Annotated in this window: 16 protein-coding genes and 1 pseudogene; 5 read left to right on the top strand and 12 right to left on the bottom strand. The window is 69.9% G+C overall.

The window, feature by feature from the left end; translation table 11 throughout:
• The first annotated feature begins 50 nt into the window (after nt 1-50).
• Nucleotides 51-572 (top strand): GNAT family N-acetyltransferase, encoded by a 522-nt coding sequence (locus ACIPWY_RS32965; RefSeq protein ID WP_362907360.1) that lies wholly within the window; start codon nt 51-53, stop codon nt 570-572.
• A gap of 112 nt (nt 573-684) precedes the next feature.
• Here the strand turns inward: ACIPWY_RS32965 and ACIPWY_RS32960 are convergent, their stop codons facing one another.
• The 3 genes from ACIPWY_RS32960 to ACIPWY_RS32950 form a co-directional block, all read right to left on the bottom strand.
• A complete protein-coding gene (locus ACIPWY_RS32960) occupies nt 685-1,656 on the bottom strand; it encodes an SDR family NAD(P)-dependent oxidoreductase (RefSeq protein ID WP_393702079.1) in 972 nt (323 codons plus the stop codon).
• 687 nt (nt 1,657-2,343) lie between these two features.
• A complete protein-coding gene (locus ACIPWY_RS32955; RefSeq protein WP_401536228.1) occupies nt 2,344-2,781 on the bottom strand; it encodes a hypothetical protein in 438 nt (145 codons plus the stop codon).
• Nucleotides 2,782-3,461: 680 nt separating this feature from the next.
• Nucleotides 3,462-4,091 (bottom strand): XRE family transcriptional regulator, encoded by a 630-nt coding sequence (locus ACIPWY_RS32950; RefSeq protein ID WP_362907260.1) that lies wholly within the window; start codon nt 4,089-4,091, stop codon nt 3,462-3,464.
• 90 nt (nt 4,092-4,181) lie between these two features.
• On the opposite strand from ACIPWY_RS32950, the gene ACIPWY_RS32945 reads away from it, so the two are divergent.
• Together ACIPWY_RS32945 and ACIPWY_RS32940 are read left to right on the top strand one after the other, a co-directional pair.
• Entirely contained in the window at nt 4,182-5,198 is a 1,017-nt protein-coding gene (locus tag ACIPWY_RS32945; RefSeq protein ID WP_393702083.1) for an NAD(P)/FAD-dependent oxidoreductase, read from the top strand.
• 18 nt (nt 5,199-5,216) lie between these two features.
• Nucleotides 5,217-6,195, top strand: a pseudogene (locus ACIPWY_RS32940) (MFS transporter); the annotation flags it as partial.
• Nucleotides 6,196-6,366: 171 nt separating this feature from the next.
• Here the strand turns inward: ACIPWY_RS32940 and ACIPWY_RS32935 are convergent.
• Nucleotides 6,367-7,296 (bottom strand): NADP-dependent oxidoreductase, encoded by a 930-nt coding sequence (locus tag ACIPWY_RS32935; protein ID WP_393702500.1) that lies wholly within the window; start codon nt 7,294-7,296, stop codon nt 6,367-6,369.
• 391 nt (nt 7,297-7,687) lie between these two features.
• Between ACIPWY_RS32935 and ACIPWY_RS32930 the strand changes: the two genes are divergently transcribed.
• Nucleotides 7,688-8,095: a YciI family protein gene (locus ACIPWY_RS32930; protein WP_393702085.1), complete on the top strand. Its 408-nt coding sequence runs from the start codon at nt 7,688-7,690 to the stop codon at nt 8,093-8,095.
• A gap of 17 nt (nt 8,096-8,112) precedes the next feature.
• Nucleotides 8,113-9,258, top strand: a complete 1,146-nt coding sequence (locus ACIPWY_RS32925; RefSeq protein ID WP_362907254.1) for a DUF6596 domain-containing protein — start codon at nt 8,113-8,115, stop codon at nt 9,256-9,258.
• 212 nt (nt 9,259-9,470) lie between these two features.
• Here ACIPWY_RS32925 and ACIPWY_RS32920 read toward each other — a convergent pair whose 3' ends face one another.
• From ACIPWY_RS32920 to ACIPWY_RS32885, 8 genes are all read right to left on the bottom strand, one after another.
• Complete coding sequence (locus ACIPWY_RS32920) at nt 9,471-10,706, bottom strand: MalY/PatB family protein (protein ID WP_393702087.1); 1,236 nt, start codon at nt 10,704-10,706, stop codon at nt 9,471-9,473.
• A 273-nt stretch (nt 10,707-10,979) separates the two neighbouring features.
• Nucleotides 10,980-12,053 (bottom strand): hydrogenase expression/formation protein HypE, encoded by a 1,074-nt coding sequence (gene hypE / locus ACIPWY_RS32915; protein ID WP_362907251.1) that lies wholly within the window; start codon nt 12,051-12,053, stop codon nt 10,980-10,982.
• Nucleotides 12,046-13,170 carry a hydrogenase formation protein HypD gene (hypD, locus tag ACIPWY_RS32910; RefSeq protein WP_362907249.1) on the bottom strand — a complete coding sequence of 375 codons (1,125 nt, stop codon included), beginning with the start codon at nt 13,168-13,170 and terminating at the stop codon, nt 12,046-12,048. Before hypD ends, hypE begins: the two co-directional genes overlap by 8 nt.
• A complete protein-coding gene (locus tag ACIPWY_RS32905) occupies nt 13,167-13,487 on the bottom strand; it encodes a HypC/HybG/HupF family hydrogenase formation chaperone (protein ID WP_362907248.1) in 321 nt (106 codons plus the stop codon). Before ACIPWY_RS32905 ends, hypD begins: the two co-directional genes overlap by 4 nt.
• Before the next feature lie 50 nt (nt 13,488-13,537).
• Nucleotides 13,538-15,892, bottom strand: coding sequence for a carbamoyltransferase HypF (hypF, locus tag ACIPWY_RS32900; RefSeq protein ID WP_393702090.1), 2,355 nt, complete (start codon nt 15,890-15,892; stop codon nt 13,538-13,540).
• Nucleotides 15,889-16,632: a hydrogenase nickel incorporation protein HypB gene (hypB, locus tag ACIPWY_RS32895; protein ID WP_393702092.1), complete on the bottom strand. Its 744-nt coding sequence runs from the start codon at nt 16,630-16,632 to the stop codon at nt 15,889-15,891. The genes hypF and hypB overlap by 4 nt, the downstream gene beginning before the upstream one ends.
• 3 nt (nt 16,633-16,635) lie before the next feature.
• On the bottom strand, nt 16,636-17,031 hold the full coding sequence (locus tag ACIPWY_RS32890; RefSeq protein WP_393702094.1) for a hydrogenase maturation nickel metallochaperone HypA: 396 nt from the start codon (nt 17,029-17,031) through the stop codon (nt 16,636-16,638).
• A 132-nt stretch (nt 17,032-17,163) separates the two neighbouring features.
• Nucleotides 17,164-17,271, bottom strand: coding sequence for a DUF6893 family small protein (locus tag ACIPWY_RS32885; protein ID WP_393702096.1), 108 nt, complete (start codon nt 17,269-17,271; stop codon nt 17,164-17,166).
• Between the last annotated feature and the right edge of the window lie 6 nt (nt 17,272-17,277).

Below are 17,277 nucleotides of genomic sequence, written 5' to 3'. Positions count from 1 at the left end.
GGCCGGTCCAGGAGGGAGAAATGCCTTGTCGTGCCGTCGCGGCAGTCGGCATGCTCCAAGGTGTGACCATCGAAGACGACTTCACAGACGCCACCGTCATCTTGCCTGTCAGCGTCCGCGATCTGCTCCCTCGGGATCTGCCGACGTGCACCTGGTCCGGCTCGAGCACCCACTTGCGCAGCGTCGAGAGAGAGCTGGCGCGCGCCGCCGTGGGCGAGGTGGACTACCTGGCCGTATGCACACCCATGGATCTGCCGGTGGCGATCGGCGGCATCGACTTCCAGATCTCCGAGGGAGCCGGAACCCTGTGGCAACTCGCCGTGTTCCCGGCGTTGCAGTCCCGCGGCCTGGGAACGCTGCTCGTCCGCACTGCCGAGCAGCGGATCCGGGACCGCGGGTTGTACAGGGCCGAGCTCTCTGTGGAGGAGAGCAACCCCCGGGCGCGAGCCCTGTACGAGCGCCTGGGATATGTCGCCTGCGGCAGCACACCGGACGCCTGGGACGAGGAAGGGCCGGACGGGTCGATCCATCGCCACGAAACGATGTGCGTTCTCATGCGAAAGGGCCTTTGAGCCCCGGTCGGTGACGATGGTGCAACGGGCGCAGCAAGGCGGTTGGTCCAGGTTGCTCGTCCTGGTGATCTCGCCGCCCTGCTGAGCCCTGAGCTGTCCGCGAGCACCTGTCTCAGGCTGCGAACGCGTCCACGCCGGTCAGTTCGGCGGACAGTGCCCACAGGCGGGCCGCCTGCTCCGGGTCCGTGGCCCACTCCTTCACGCCGACCCGGGAGCCGTCAGCCGGAGCGGGCTCCGCGATGTCGCAGTCTTCCAGGTAGACGCCGCCCATGCCGTTCAGCTGGGGGGAGGTCGCCGCCCACACCTGGGTGGCCGCTCCCTGCTGTGGTGTCTTGAACGCCTCCGGGTGGAGCAGTTTGCCGTCCGCGTCGATCCAGCCGCGCTCGACCATCTCCTGCTTCGGCAGATGCCGCTGAAGAGGAGTGAGGATGCCACCGGGGTGCAGCGAGAAGGCCCGCACGCCCCGGTCCCGGCCGAGGCGGTCGAGTTGCAGGGCGAACAACGCGTTCGCCGTCTTGGCCTGGCCGTACGCCTCCCACTTGTCGTAGCCGTGGCGCCAGTGGACGTCGTCCCAGTGGACGGGGGAGGCATGGTGGCCGGTGGAGGAGACCGATACGACGCGGGCACCGCCCGGCTCGATCGCCGGCCACAGGCGGTTGACAAGGGCGAAGTGGCCGAGGTGGTTGGTGGCGAACTGGGCCTCCCAGCCCGGCCCGACCCGGGTCTCGGGACAGGCCATGATCCCCGCGCTGTCGATGACGATGTCCAGAGGCCGCCCCGAGGCGAGAAATCGCGCGGCGAAGTCCCGAACGCTGTCCAGGTCACCGAGGTCCAGTTCATCCACCTCGACACCGTCGATCCCGGCCAGGTTCTCCTGTGCCGCGCCGACCCGGCGGGCCGGGACCACAACCCGGGCGCCGGCCTTCGTCAATGCGCGTGTGGTCTCGAGGCCGATACCCGAGTAACCGCCCGTCACGAGGGCCAGCCGGCCGGTGAGGTCGATGCCGGCGAGAACATCATCGGTGGTGCTCCGGGCACCGAAACCCGAACCGATCTTGTGCTGCGGTGTGCTGCTGTCGCTCATGCCCGCACGGTACGAATTCGAGTGCGCTCGAAGTCAAGCCCGCCCCGCGGCCATGGCCCGGACAGGCCCGAACGAGGAACCAGCCCTGGCCGGACGGGCGAACCGTGCTCTCTACACCCACAAACGATGCGGCTGCACCTAGAACTCGGCGACCGGGCTGCCGTCGGGAAACGTCAGCGTGTGCGGACTGCGGATCTGGGTGTAACAGGCTTCGGCCCACTCCCAGTTCTCCTCGTCGACAGCCCGCTGCAGCTCGGCGAAGAGGTGGCCACGCGCCGGCTTGTTGCGGCCCTACAAGACGAGCCGAGGCCACCTGCACGCCGGTGTGGCGGGCCGGACGCGAACGTCGTCAGCGGCGACGCCTTCGACGTCGCCGCTCGGCTCAAAGGAGCAGTCCGAGGTGCCGTTGCCCCCGCACGGGAGCCTGTCGACGAACCGGGCATACTCGCTGACCAGCGGTATTCCCGTTACCTCGGGCCGGCTGATGGCACCGCCGCCCCGACGTCGTACAACGATGCTTCACCAAGTGCCCGACTCAAAGCCGGGCGAGTCGGCGACCGTCGGCCTGGTGTGGCACATGACGTCTCGGCGCGCACATCTGGTCGGGACTGTTGTCGTGCGAGAAGCACGGTGTGCGGCCCCGGCTACGACCGGGCCCGCACACCGTGCTCTCAACCACTCGGAGCGTCAACGTCCCCCGCCGCCACCGCCGTGACCGCCGCCACCGCCGCCGCCGCCGTAGCCGCCACCGCCACCGCCGTAGCCGCCGCCGCCGTAGCCGCCGCCGCCATAGCCGCCGCCGTGGCCGCCGTAGCCGCCGCCGTAGCCGCCGCCGTGGCCGCCGTAGCCGCCGTAGCCGCCGTAGCCGCCGTAGCCGCGGCCGCCGTAGTCGCCGCGACCGTAGTCGCCGCGGTTGTAGTCACCGTGCCGGTAGTTGTGGTGACCGCGGTAGCCGCAGTCGTTGTTGCTCCACCAGCCGCGATTGTTGTAGCAATCGCTGTAGCCGGAGTCGTGGTGACCGGAGTTGGCCGAGGCCGTCCCCGCTGTGCCGATCGCAGCGCCACCGGCCATCAGAAGTCCAGTGGCAGTCACCGCGAAGAGGCGCTTCACGCGCAGTGCTCGCATGAGATTTTTCTCCCTTCCATCGTCTCTCGCGCACCCGAACGCGAGATGGATGGCCGCACGCACAAGTTGGACAGGGCGCGCAGTCAATCTGTCACCGCTTTGAATATGAGAAACACGCCGTGGCCATCCACCGACCGTTTCGGCCGCGTACGGCTCCACGCGCGAGCCCCGCAGCAGCAGTCACGCTGCCCGCCACGAGAACATCGCCTATGTGGGCGCTTCCCCGGGTAACGGCTCTCAGTGACTAACGCTACTCCGTATCCGCCGCACGTCATCTTGAGAGGACAACATCTCGGCGTCGAACTCGGGCGAACCTGCTCGACCTGCGCCTCACGGCCGGAAAACCGCTGGTGACAAAGCTAGCTGCACACCCACCAGATGTTCCGGCCGCCATGAGCCGCACAGCCGTACGCCAGCGGCGACGTCCAAGGAATGAGCTCCCCGAGCCGTCCATCCCCTTCCGGCGGTACCCGGCTCGCCGCACCGCTTCCCCCCGCAAACCCTGCCGACAGCGATGGCCCAGAGGTGCACGCGCTGCCGGTGAGTCACAGTCACCGGACCTCGTCTCATGCCTCGTCGCCGGCCGTCGCGACGCCGCCTCCGGCCCGGCCCGCGATGGCGGCGAGGTGTTCGGCGAGAACTTCCGCACGTAGAACGCCTGCCGGGGCGGAAGGTCAGGGTCAGGAGCCGCCACCTGGTTCGCGGTCGCCGCCGGCACCCTGGCTGCCGCTGCCGGTGTCGCTGTCCCGCTGGTGGCCGCGGCGGGCGTCACGGTCGAAGATGCCGAGGATCTCGCAGGGGCCGCCATCGGCGCCGATGGCGTGCGGCAGCATGGTCGGGAATTCCGCGGCCTGGTTGGTCTCGACGCGGAAGCGGCGGTGGCCCAGCATGAGGACCGCGGTACCTGACAGGACGACGAGCCATTCCCGGCCGGGGTGGGCTCGCATGCGTGCGGGATTGTCCGGGGGAGGTTCGGTCATGCGCTGGCGCACGACGCTCATGCCCGGGTCGCCTTTTACGGGCCAGCGCATCAGGCCGTGGGCCGCATCGATCGTCGGGCTGGAGATGACGTCGTCGGAGGCGCTCTCCACCAGCTGATCCAGAGTTGTGTCGAGGGCGCGGGCGAGGGTGACCAGCTGATCCAGTGCGAGGCGGCGCTGGCCGTTCTCGATGCGGGAGAGCGTGGACTGGCTGACCTTGGCGCGGGTGGCCAGCTCTTCGAGAGACCAGCCCTGTGCCACGCGCAGTGCGCGGATCCGTTTGCGTACGAGGCTGTCCAGCTCGCCATCATTTTGCGTCATAGGCAACATCGTATGCCTCACGTGCAAGTAGGGGCTACGTTCGCTTGCGAGAGCCCCGGAGAAAGCTGGGGTCACGCCCGAGCGAAAGGGTGCGAGGACATGACCGACACGACGTCCGCGTACGCGACCGACACACTCCCCCACACTGCTGTCGATGCCGTGGTGATCGGCGGCGGTGCCGCGGGGCTGAACGGAGCCCTCATGCTCGCCCGTTCCCGACGATCGGTCGTCGTGATCGACAGCGGCATGCCCCGCAACGCGCCCGCCGAAGCGATGCACGGCTTCATCGTGCTGGACGGCATGCCGCCCGCCGAGCTGCTCGCGCAGGGCCGCGAGCAGGTGCGCCACTACGGCGGGCGGGTTGTCCTCGGCGAGGTGGCCTCCGCCGAGCCTGCCGCCCCCGGTCGCGAGGGTGACCTGCGTTTCGCGGTCACTCTGGCCGACGGCCGCACCCTGACGGCGCGCCGCGTGCTGGTGGCCACCGGTTTGCGGGACGTCCTGCCCGATGTGCCCGGCCTCGCGGAGCACTGGGGGCGTGGTGTGGTGCACTGCCCGTACTGCCACGGCTGGGAGGTGCGTGACGAGCCCATCGGCGTGCTCGCCACCGGCCCCGCCTCCGTCCACCACGCGCTGCTGTTCCGCCAACTGACCGAGGATCTGGTCTATTTCACCCGCGGCACGGAGCTGGGCGAGGACACCCGCGCGCGCTTCGCAGCCCGCAACATCCGCGTCGTCGACACCCCGGTGCTGGACGTCATGAAGAGCGAGGGCGGCGGCATCGCCGGGGTGTGTCTGGCCGACGGCACGTTCACGGCCCGCCGCTTTCTCGCGGTCGCCACCCGGATGCAGGCCCGCGCCGAGGGTCTCGACGGCCTGAAGCTGCCGATGGAGGACCTGCCCGACAACATGGGCCGCCGCTTCGCCTCCGGCACGGCCGGCGCCACGGAGGTGCCGGGCGTGTGGGTGGCCGGCAACGCCACGGACCTGACCGCCCAGGTGGGCGCCTCCGCCGCGGCAGGTGCCCTGTCCGGCGCCCACATCAACGCCCACCTGGCCACCGCCGATACCGACGCGGCCCTCGCCGCAGCACAGGGCGACACCACGATCACCGCCTGATACGCGTCGGCGCACTGGTCCGCCGTCGCTGTGGTCGGGCTCATCCTCGTCCTGCAGGAGGGGCCGGAGCGCGGCTGGACCGCGCCTGTGACACTGATCAGCCTCGCCACCGGGCTCCTCGCATCGACCGGGTTCGTGGCCTGGGAACTGCGCCGACGGGACGCCGCGCTGCTGGACGTGCGCCTGTTCCACGAGCGCGTCCTGGTCGGCGGCGCGGTCACACTGCTGGTGGCCTTCGGTGTGCAGGCGGGTATCGCTCTGGTCCTCTACCCGTTCTTCCAGGCCGTTCTCGGCTGGTCGGGACTGCTGACCACGCCGGTGCTGATGCCCATGGCCGTGATGATGACGGCGACGTCCGGTCTGGCACCCAAACTGGCCGTGCGCACCGGGTCCGCTCGACCATGGCCGTGGGAATCGCGCCGGCCGGCACAGGCCTGGTCCTCATGGCCGTCTTCGTCTCCATCGACGGCGGCTACCTGTCCATCCTGCCCGGCATGCTCGCCATGGGCACCGGCGTGGGCCTGGCCATGACGCCCTCCACCGAAGCCATCATCAGCTCCTGCCGTCCGAGAAGCAGGGCGTGGCCTCCGCCCTCAACGACGTCACCCGCGAACTGGGCACCGCACTGGGCGTCGCCATGCTCGGCGCGCTCCTGTCCGCCGGATACCGACGCTCCATCGACGACGAGCTGGACGGCATCCCCCACAACACCGCGGCCACCGCACGGGAAGGCCTGGCCAACGCCGTCGAAGCAGCGGGAAACGCCGGCTCGCACGCACGGCAAGTGGTCCACGCCGCGCAGCAGTCCTTCATCGACAGCTGGCAGCAGTCCGTGTGGGCAGGCGTCGCCGTGATGGGCGCGCTGTTCGTGCACGTCCTCACCCGCGGCCCGAAGGCGCAAGCCAGGGCCGCCGTTGCAACGGACGAGACAGAAACCACCGGGACGTGTCCTCGCCTGACCACCGCGCCGAAGAACGCGTACGGATACGGCCTATGACAAGGCGTCAGGCACGGTCACCTGTCACCTCGCGGCGTCTGATGCCGACCGGCCGCAATCTGTCCGACACCGGTCTCGCACCCAGGAGCCGCTTCCCCGGCCGAATTCCGGCGGAGGCTGTCGCCCGGGGCCAACAGACTGGTCAGTGCCGAAACCGCCCCCGCCCCGTCCTCATGCATCGACCGCATCTGTATGCGGAGGGCCGACCACCAGCACGAGCTTCCCCCGCACGTGGCCATCCTCACCGACCCGGTGCGCCTCAGCGATCTCGGCGAGCGGGAAGGTCTGTACGGCCGGAAGCGAGTAGCGCCCGGATTCGATCAACTCGCCGATCTCGCCGAGCACATGGAGAGCACGGCCGGAGTCCCCCCGGCTGAACCTCACCCCGTGCTCCTGCGCGCCGGCGAAGTCGGCGATCGTCACGACGTGCTCCGGGCCTCCGGCCAGCTCGATGAGCTCGGGCAAGGCGCCGCTCCCGGCGACGTCGAGCGCGAGGTCGACACCGTCGGGCGCGAGTGCGCGAACCCGGTCGACGAGGCCCTCGCCGTAGGCGACGGGCTCCGCCCCCAGCGATCGAAGGTAGTCGTGGTTTGCCGGACCGGCGGTGCCGATCACGCGTGCGCCGCGCGCCACTGCGAGCTGAACCGCCGCGCTGCCGACGCTTCCTGAGGCGCCGTTGATGAGCAGCGTGCTGCCTTTCGCGACACCGAGCTGGTCGATCGCGCGCATCGCCGTCTCGATCGCGGCGGGCAGCGCGGCAGCCGCTGAGAAGTCGAGCAAGGGAGGGATCGGCGCGTAGTGGGACAACACCGTCAGCTCGGCCTGGGCCGCGCCCTCGGCGGAGAATCCGAACACGAGATCACCGACGGCCACGTCCTGGGCGCCTTCGCCGAGCTCGTCGACGACGCCCGCAGCCTCGTAGCCCAGGGTCTGCGGAAGCTCCTCGTCCATCAGACCCCGGCGCTTCTTCCAGTCGCTCGCGTTGATGCCGGCCGCGCGCACCGCAATCCTGACCTGGCCGGGACCCGGATGCGGATCGGGCAGATCCACGATCTCGAGGACTTCCGGGCCCCCGAACCGGCTGAAACGGACTGCCTTCATCATTCGCTCCGATCTTGGCGCACGGTGTCGCGGTTGCTGCGCGTACGACAGCCTGCCAGCCTCGCGCGCCGGACCCGAACTCAGGGCCGCGTGCCCGCGGCGCGCCCTTCCGCGAAGGTGGACACACACGGCGACGCGAACCTCAGCCCCGGCGTCGTCGTCCAGTACGACCCAGACCCCACCGGCCGGACGGTGCCGCATCCCTGACCGCTTCCGGGTCGCCGGGCGCGAGGACCATCGGGGCCGCGCGGACGGCCAGCAGCGCACGTTTCGAGACTCATCCACGAAAGCCCAAAAAAGATCCGGCTGCGATGTCGAGAACCCGTGGCCGGCTCCGTTCCCTTAGTGAACGCGGCCAGAATGGGTCGCACCAGTGACGAGGAGAAACACGATGGCCAAGTACCTGCTGCTCAAGCACTACCGGGGCGCCCCGGCGGCGGTCAACGACGTGCCCATGGACCAGTGGACACCGGAGGAGATCTCGGCCCACCTCCAGTACATGAACGACTTCGCGGCCCGGCTGGAGAAGACGGGCGAGTTCGTGGACAGCCAGGCGCTCGCCCCCGAGGGGGCGTGGGTCCGCTACGACGGTGAGGGGCGCCCGCCGGTCACCGACGGGCCGTTCGCCGAGACCAAGGACGTCATCGCCGGCTGGATGGTGGTCGACGTCGACAGCTATGAGCGCGCCGTCGAGCTGGCCGGGGAGCTTTCGGCCGCTCCCGGTGCGGGCGGCAAGCCGATCCACGAGTGGCTGGAGCTGCGCCCGTTCTACGGCGTGCAGCCCACCATCACGGAGTGACCTCTCAGGTGACTCGGATGGACGAGGCCCTGCTGAGGAGCCTCACGCCGAGCGTCCTCGCCGTCCTCGTCCGCCGCGGAGCTGACTTCGCGGCGGCCGAGGACGCCGTGCAGGACGCGCTCGTCGAAGCGCTCCGCGTCTGGCCGGCCGACCCTCCGCGGGACGCGAAGGGCTGGCTGGTCACCGTGGCCTGGCGCAAGTTCCTCGACGCGATGCGGGCGGACACCGCCCGCCGCCGGCGTGAGGATCGCGTCGACGAGGAGCCGGTGCCCGGGCCCGCGTCCGCGATGGACGACACGCTCCAGCTCTACTTCCTGTGCGCCCACCCGTCGCTGACGCCGTCGTCCGCGGTCGCGCTCACGCTGCGCGCCGTCGGCGGGCTGACCACACGCCAGATCGCCCAGGCCTACCTCGTACCCGAGGCGACCATGGCGCAGCGCATCAGCCGGGCCAAGCGCACCGTCTCCGACGTGCGATTCGATCAGCCCGGCGACGTGGCCACCGTGTTGCGCGTCCTCTACCTGGTCTTCAACGAGGGCTACTCCGGTGACGTCGACCTCGCCGCCGAGGCCATCCGCCTCACCCGGCAGCTCGCAGCCGCGATCGACCACCCCGAGGTGGCGGGGCTCCTCGCCCTCATGCTGCTCCACCACGCCCGGCGAGCCGCCCGGACCGCACCCGACGGCAGCCTGGTGCCGCTCGCCGAGCAGGACCGCGGCCGGTGGGACACCGAGTTGATCGCCGAGGGCGTAGTGATCCTCCAGGCGGCCCTTGCCCGCGACCGGCTCGGCGAGTTCCAGGCCCAGGCCGCCATCGCGGCACTCCACGCCGACGCGCCGGCCGCCGAGGAGACCGACTGGGTGCAGATCGTCGAGTGGTACGACGAGCTCGCGCGCCTGACCGACAGCCCGGTCGTCCGGCTCAACCGCGCGGTTGCCGTCGGCGAGGCCGACGGACCGCGCGCCGGCCTGGCGGCGCTCGCGGCGCTGGACGAGTCTTTGCCCCGCCACACCGCGGTCGCGGCGTACCTCCACGAGCGCGACGGCGACCTGGCGACGGCGGCACGGCTGTACGCCGAGGCGGCCCAAAAGGCAACCAACCTCGCCGAGCGCGACCACTTGACGCGCCAGGCCGCCCGGCTCAACGCCCGACCAGATCGCTGACGCATCGCTCGGATGCTCCCGCGGCACTTGGCGCGACCCGTGCCGGGGCAAGGCCAAGGGTCACACCTGACTCAGCGATCCGGCGACGGAAGCGAGCCGGGCGAGAGTTCGACGGAGGGGCACGCGCCACGGTGCGCCGTCTCTGACGGTCAGTACGGTCTTCCGGCCGGCGCCGTGGCCGGCCGCCATCCCCTCGCGTGTGTCTCCACTTGTCAGGCGGCTTCGAGGCCGGACACCGCCGCGGCCATCCGGTCCACCGCCTCGCGAAGGATCGTCGATGAGGTGGCGTAGTTGATCCGCACGAATCCGGCGCCCCCGCTGCCGAACGCGTGCCCAGAGCTCAACGCGACCCGCGCCTGGTCGAGGAACAGCTGAGCGGGGCCGGCGATGTCACTGACCACGGGAGCGGTAGCGGCAGCGGTCGCCGACGTCGTATGAAGACCGAGGGAGCGGCAGTCGAGCCAGGCGAGGTACGTCGCCTCCGGCCACATCAGGGCGAGCCCGGGAAGACGCTCGGCCACGCGATCGGCGAGGAGCGCCCTGTTCGTGTCGAGACCGCGCAGCAGCGCGTCCAGCCAGGGCCGTCCCTCCTCGAAGGCGGCAGTGTGGGCGAGGACGCCGACGTGGCTGGGTCCGTGGCTGACCTCCTCCGGAAGCCGGTGCAGATCGTCGACGGCGTTCGGTCCGGCCACCAACAGCGCCGCCTTCAGACCGGCGAGATTCCATGCCTTCGACGCGGAGTGCAGGGCGAACGCGTCCTCGGCTCCGGGGATGGTCAGGTAGGGGACGAACTCCGCTCCGGACAGGACCACGGGTGCGTGGATCTCGTCCGAGACGACTCGCACTCCGAAGGACCTGGCCAGAGCGGCAACCGACACAAGTTCGGCTCTTGTGTGCACCGTTCCCGTGGGGTTGTGGGGATTGGCCAGCAGCAGGACGGTCCGTGCCGAGACGTGCTCGGCCGAGGCGAACGCTGCCCTGAGCGTTTCCATGTCGAGTCGGCCGTCGGGTCCGAGCGGTGCTTCGATCACCTTCCTGTCGGCGTGCGTGACGAAGGCGTAGAACGGCGGGTAGACGGGCGGGCACACCACCACGGCATCACCCGGAGTCGTGATCAGCCGCAGCGCCTCGACAATGCCCATCATCACGTCGGGGACGATCGCGGTCTGCTCAGCCTCGAATTCGCGCCAGCCCCAGCGGTCGGCGGCGAATACCTGAAGGGCGCGGGCGTAGGCCCGGCCGCTGGGGTAGCCGGTGTCCCCGGCGGCGATGGCCTCGTGCACCCTGGCCGCGACCGGCTCGGCGAGGGGCACGTCCATCTCGGCCACCCACAGCGGCAGGACGTCAGCCGGGAAGGTCGTCCACTTCATGCTGGTCCGGGCCCGCAGCTGGTCGATCGTCAACTGCTCCAGCGGATTCTTGATCGACGGATCCATGTCGGATGGCATGCTCGTGATGCTAGCCACGCTCCGAGGCCGGGTCGATGACGGCGCGGCGGCCGCCATAGCCAACGCCACTACCAGGAGCAGCAGTTGAGCCACGATGGGCCGTCTGCGGTCGGCCACGTCGCCCAGCGGTACGTCCCGGTTCATGGGAACCAGAATCCCGGTGCGTGGGAACACACGGCCCAGACCGTTGGATGAGGCGGCGGCGGTGCTCATGCTGGGCATCGCCGCCGTCTGTGTGGTTCATCGCGCTCCGCGTCCGGACCGATCCGACCGTCAGCAGATCCGCGGGAGTTGCTCACCGATGGGGAGGTCGACCACGCGTGTGCCGCCCAGGCCAGTGCGGGCGACCACCATGCCCGGATGCTCGGCGACGGCCTCACCGATGACTCTCGCGTTCACCCCGAGGGGGTGTGCCCGCATCGCGTCGAGAACCGCGTCCGCGTGCTCGCGCGGAACGAACGCCACGAGTTTGCCCTCGTTGGCGACGTAAAGAGGGTCGAGGCCGAGGATGGCGCATGCGTTGGCCACGGCCGGCGGGACAGGGACGTCACCTTCCTTGATGACGACACCGGCGCGGGAGGCGGCCGCGATCTCGTTGAGCGAGGCGGCCAGACCGCCCCGGGTGGGATCGCGCAGCACGTGGATGTCCCGCGTCACCGCGAGCATGGCTTCCACCAGGCCACCCAGAGCCGCGGTGTCGCTCTCGATCTCCACACCGAATTCCAGGCCCTCACGCACACTCATGATCGCCACTCCATGAACGCCGATGTCACCGCTGACGATGACGACGTCGCCGGGGACGACTCGCTGGGGGCGCAGGTCCACACCGTCCGGGATGAGACCGATCCCGGCCGTATTGATGAACACTCCGTCTCCGTGACCGCTTTCGACGACCTTCGTGTCACCGGTCACCACCTCGACCCCGGCGCTTCGCGCGGCCACGCCGAGTGTCTCGGCGACCCGGGCGACGACGGACATCTCGACGCCCTCTTCCAGGATGAAGCCGCAGGACAGGTAGGCGGCCCGCGCGCCGCTCATCGCGAGGTCGTTGACCGTGCCGTTGACCGCGAGGTCGCCGATGCCGCCGCCCGGGAAGAACAGGGGCCTCACCACGTAGGAATCGGTGGAGAACGCCAGCCGGACACCGCCGAGGGAGACGGCCGCGGAGTCGCCGAGTTGCGACAGCGTCGCGCCGCCGAAGGCGGGCGCGAAGATGTGCTGCACCAGTTCGGCCGACAGGGCCCCGCCCCCGCCGTGTCCCATCACGACCCTGGGGTGGTCGCGCAGCGGGGCGGGGCAGGTCCATGCGGTCAGGTCTGGGGCTGTCAGTTCGGTGGTCTCAGGCAACGGGACTCGCCTCCAGCGGCGCGGTGGTGATGTCGAGGCGTCGGTACAGGTAGTAGGCGGCACACGCGCCCTCGCTCGAGACCATCGTGGCTCCGAGTGGGTTGCGCGGCGTGCACGTGGTCCCGAAGGCAGGACACTCGTTCGGCTTCAGCAGCCCCTGCAGAACCTCGCCGCTGCGGCACTCCGCGGGCTCACGGGTGTCGATGTCGCCCACCGAGAAGCGGTGCTCGGCGTCGTACTCCCGATAGCGGGAGGACAGCCGCCAGCCGCTGTCCGGGATGACTCCGATACCGCGCCAGGCCCGGTCGGTGCCCTCGAAGACATCGGCCAGCATGGCCTGGGCCGCGGGGTTCCCCTCGGGCCGGACCGCGCGCGGATAGGCGTTGTCCACGGTGTGCTCGCCCCGCTCCAGTTGCAGCACGGTCCGGCGCACGCCTTCCAGAATGTCCAGCGGTTCGAAGCCGGTGACGACGATCGGGACCTTGTAGCGCTCCGCGAGCTCGGGATACTCGCCGACGCCCATCACGCTGCAGACGTGTCCGGCGGCGAGGAATCCCTGGACCCGGCAGTTCGGGGACTGCATGATCGCCTCGATGGCGGGCGGGACGCGCACGTGGGACACCAGGAGACTGAAGTTCTTGATGCCCAGCTTGCGTGCCTGATGGACCGTCATGGCGTTGGGAGGCGCGGTCGTTTCGAAGCCGATGCCGAAGAACACCACTTCGCGGTCGGGGTTCTGCTGGGCGATGCGCAGGGCGTCCAGCGGCGAGTACACCACTCGGACGTCGCCGCCCTCGCTGCGCACCTGGAAGAGGTCACGGCCGGTGCCGGGCACGCGGAGCATGTCGCCGAAGGAGCAGAAGATCACTCCCGGCCGGGAGGCGATCTCCAGGGCCTTGTCGATGACCTCCAGGGGGGTGACGCACACGGGACACCCGGGCCCGTGGATCAACTCCACCTGATCGGGCAGGAGTTGGTCGATCCCGTGCCGGATGATGGTGTGCGTCTGCCCGCCGCAGACCTCCATGAGGGCCCACGGCCTGGTCACCACGGAATGGATGTCGTCGAGCAGGCGCCGCGCCAGGTCCGGATCCTGGAACTCGTCGAGGTACTTCACTGCTGCGCCTCCTGCGGAACGTCCTCGCTGTCGGCCCACCGGGGTTCGCCCGCCTCGGCCGCAAGCTCCCACGGGTCGCCGAACTCCTCCTGGAGCATGCCGAGATTCGCGAAGAGCTCCAGCGTCTGCTTGGCCGATTCCTCGTCCAGTCTCTGCAGGGCGAACCCCACGTGGACGATGGCGTATTCACCCACCTGAAGGTCCGGCAGGTACTCCAGGCACACCTCCTTGACCACCCCGCCGAAGTCGACAGTGGCCATGCGGGTGCCGTCGCGATCCTCGATTTCCGTCACTCTCCCGGGTACCGCCAGGCACATGGGGCCTCTCCTTACTGTGGTGGTCCATTCGTCTTGCCGACTACGTGTCATCAGGCGGTCGCACGCCCCGCGATCACCAACTGGCCCAGCGACAGCCCTCCGTCGTTCGGCGGGACCTCTCCGGCCCGCAGCACCGTGAATCCGTCCTCCCTCAGCCCGCCTGCGCAACCCGAGGACAGCAGGACGTTGGCGAACACACCGCCGCTCAGGACGACGGTGTCCGTTCCATGGCGGTCGCGCGCCACGGCACAGATCCGCCGCACAAGGTCTGCGACTGCGGTGTGGAAGCGGGCAGCGATGTCCTCCGGCGCCGTGCCCGCGCGAACGTCGTCGACCACGGCCCTCACGACCGGTCCAGGGTCGGCCGTCATCGGCTCCGAGGTGTCGGAACTCAGCGAGAACCGATAGCCGACGACGACCCCTGCGACGACCCCCTTCAGCGCGGCCGCCTCCAGTTCGACGGCGGCCTGTGCCTCGTATCCGGCCAGGTGGCACACGCCTGCCAGTGAGGAGACCGCGTCGAAGAGCCGGCCCATGCTCGACGTCGGCACACAGTTGAGGCCGCGCTCCAACTGCCTTGCCAGTACGCGCCGTTCGTCGGACGGGCACGCGGTCACGCTCGGCAGGTCGTCGGTCCAGGCGATGCCCGCCTCGCGCAGGTGCGAGAGCGCCATCCGGTAGGGGCGGTGCACGGAAGCGTCGCCGCCGGGCAGCGGCACGTACGCCAGATGCCCGAGCCGCCGGTACCCGTCGTAGTCCGCGAGGAGGATCTCGCCGCCCCACACCGCCCCGTCGTCGCCGTATCCCGTGCCGTCGAACGCGATGCCGATCACAGGGCGGCTGCCGTCGAGGCCGTGCTCGGCCATGACCGCGGCGACATGAGCGTGGTGGTGCTGCACGCGCACGACCCGACGGGAGTTCGCGTGGCGTTCGGCCCACTGACCGGATCGGTAGCCGGGGTGCCGGTCGGCCGCCAGCAGTCCGGGCCTCACACCCGTGATCGTTTCCAGCTGCTGTTCCGCGCGCCCGAAGGCTCGCTGGGTCTGCAGGTCGTCCATGTCCCCGACGTGCGCGGACAGCCAGGCCCTCCTGCCGTCGCCGAGGCAGAACGTGTTCTTGAGGTCTCCTCCTACGGCGAGCGAAGGGCTGACGGACACGGGCAGGGAGATCGGCAGCGGGGCATAGCCACGGGCACGGCGTACGGTCATCTGCTCCCCGTCACACACCCGCAGCACGGAGTCGTCGCAAGGTACGTGGATGGGACGGTCGTGGGTGAGCCAGGCGTCGGCGATGTGCGACAGCCTCTCCTGTGCCTCCTCGTCGCCGGTGACGATGGGCTCACCGGCCATGTTGCCGCTGGTCATCACGAGCAGTCGCGGCCCGTCCGGGTCCCCTGGCAGGCCGAGGAGCAGGTGGTGCGCGGGGGTGTACGGAAGCATGACGCCCAGGTCGGGACTGCCCGGTGCCACCGCGTCGGAGATTCGGCACTCTTGTGACGAAGGATCAATTCGGCGCCGCAGAAGGACGATGGGCCGGATGCCACCGGTGAGCAGAGCACGTTCGGCGGGACTGACGTGCACGAGGTGCTCGATGTCGGCGATGCTCTTCGCCATCAGCGCGAACGGCTTGTCGCCACGTCCCTTGCGGCTGCGAAGTGCCGCCACGGCCTGGGAGTTCTCGGCGTCACAGGCGAGGTGGTAGCCGCCGATGCCCTTGACGGCGAGGATGGCCCCGGCGCCCAGGAGCGCGCGCGCCTCGTGGACGGGGTCGACATCCGCAGCGGGTCGGGGCGAGGCGTACACCAGGCTCAGGCGCGGGCCACAGGCAGGGCAGGCGACGGGTTGGGCGTGGAAGCGGCGGTCCCCGGGATCCGTGTACTCGCGTGTGCAGTCGGGGCACATCGGGAAGCCGGCCATGGTGGTGTGTGCCCGGTCGTAAGGGAGTCCGGTGACGATGGTGAAGCGCGGCCCGCAGTGCGTGCACGTGATGAACGGGTGACGGTACCGGCGATCCCCGGGGTCGTTCATTTCGGCGAGGCATGCGGCGCAGGTGGCCGTGTCCGGGGAGACCAATGTGCGTGACGGACCCTGCGTCAGCGAGGCGACGATGGAGAATCCGCTGTCGCCGGCCGGCGGGACCTGCTCGTGTTCCACGGACTCCACCAGGGCCAGTGGCGGCGCCTGTTGAGCGATCCGGTCGCAGAAGGAGGCCACGGCCGAGTGCGCTCCCTCGACCTCGGCGACGACACCGTGTTCGGTGTTCGTCACGTGCCCTGCCAGCTCCAGCGACGTGGCCAGGGTGTACAGGAACGGGCGGAATCCGACGCCTTGGACGACCCCTCGTACGGTGACCCGACGGCGCTGGATCTCCGGGGCGACGGCCGAGCCGGGCTGAACCGTGTTCATGGGCGGGGTCGCGTCATGACGACGTCGTCCGCGTGGTGGTGATGCTCGTGCGGCTGCCCGGCCATGACCGGTACGTGGACGGTCCCGCCGTTCGCGACAGCCAGCGCACGATCGAGCAGAAGGCCCACGCCCGTACCCCGGCGGGCTGAGGTAAGTACCACCTCGACACCTGGATTGACCTGCTCGACGTTCGCACGGAACGCCTCCTGGTCGAACTCGACGGCGTCGGCGATGTCGGCCTTGGTGACCACGACGAGGTTCGCGAGGCCGAAGGCCGTGGGGTACTTCAGCGGCTTGTCCTCGCCCTCGGTGACGGAGGCGAGGACGACTCGCAGGTCCTCTCCGAGGTCGTAGGTGGCCGGGCAGACCAGGTTTCCGACGTTCTCGACGAACAGCAGACGGGTGTCCTCGGGCAGCCAGCCTTCCAGGTGGCGCCCGAGCATCGAGGCTTCGAGGTGACACAGCCCGTCGGTGAGTACCTGCTTGACCGGCACACCTGACCGGGCCAGGCGCCGGGCGTCGTTCTCCGTGGCGAGGTCGGCGGTCAGCGCTGCCACCGACAATCCGCGTTCACGCGAACGCAGGAGTTCGTTCTCCAGGAGAGCGGTCTTCCCGCTTCCGGGGCTGGACAGCAGATTGACCATCGTGGTTCCGCGGCCCGCGAGTTCGGCCCGCAGAGCGTGCGCGGTCGCGTCGTTCTTGGCGAGCACCGCCTGGTGCAGGTCCACGGTTCGGCACATGGCTCAACGCTCCTCGGAGATCGGTTCATGGGTTCGGTCGCGGGCCGGCTCTTCCTCCCACCGCACGCTGACGATCTGCAGTTCTCGGCCCGAGAGCAGTTCGGGCGTCGCCTCCCCGCACCGCGGGCAGCAGAGTTGCGGCGGCATGCCCACGGCCCATTCGTCGGCGCAGGGTGAGCAACGGGCTCGGCCGGGCACGGGAACGGTGACCAGCTCGGCCCCCTCGAGGAGGGTGTCGGCGCAGGCCAGTTCGAAGCAGAACGACAAGGCGTCAGGGACCACCCCGGCCAGCTCGCCCACCTGCAGTCGCACCGAGGTGACCGCGGTGACCCCGCCGTTCCGGTCCGCCGCTTCCTGCACCTGGCCGACGACAGCCATGGCGATGGACATCTCGTGCATCGGTCTCCGTCCCGGCAGGGGCCGATCATGAGGCGCCCGCCGCTCGGCTCCATTACAGGACGCCCATGGCCGTGCGACCGTGGGGCTCGCCGACTCCGGTGTCCACGTGCACCGTTCGGTGCAGCGGGCTCCTTACATGCGCCTCATGCGTAGATAGCGCTGGAAGTCGGGCACGAACTGCCGTGCCAGCGCGGCAACTGCCGCGACGGCGATGGCCGCACCGATGACGCACTTCCTCATGGGTCT

Origin of the sequence: Streptomyces sp. NPDC090032 (genome assembly GCF_044748025.1) — a bacterium.
Lineage (GTDB): Bacteria > Actinomycetota > Actinomycetes > Streptomycetales > Streptomycetaceae > Streptomyces.
This window is presented reverse-complemented; position numbering and strand designations above follow the sequence as displayed.